Annotated in this window: 1 protein-coding gene; it reads right to left on the bottom strand. The window is 44.5% G+C overall.

The annotated features are described in order from the left end of the window. Positions 1 to 364, bottom strand: a 364-nt coding sequence (locus ACM2FC_RS23640; RefSeq protein ID WP_498483477.1) for an IS3 family transposase, incomplete at its 3' end; no start/stop codon positions are given. Positions 365 to 382 lie beyond the last annotated feature (18 nt).

Here is a 382-nt window from a genome sequence, read left to right as displayed (position 1 = left end):
TAATATCGCCAGACCACAGCCTGTTTAGGTTTTGTGGGTTGAATTGACGATTTAAGCGATTAGGCGCAATCATTGACGGTTTACCACTAGCCGGATACTTATGCTGTTTGGGTCGTTTTGCGACTAACCCTAATCGTTTCATCGAAGTACGGACAAGGTGCATACCGACATCAAAGCCTAGCGCTCGTAATTCACCATGCATACGAACTTTGCCGTATGTGGCATCCACATCAACATGGATTTTCTTCATAGCAGCATCAAGCTTTACACGCTCAGTGCAAATAGGTTTTGGTTTAGCTCGATAATAAAATGAACTAGCAGCAACGGATAAACAACGACACACTTGGGTCACACTATGACCCATCCTATTCAGCCTTACCGC

The sequence above is a fragment of the Vibrio sp. A37 genome (genome assembly GCF_059777565.1).
Note: the sequence above shows the minus strand (reverse complement) of the source record. Positions and strands in the feature narration are given on the sequence as shown.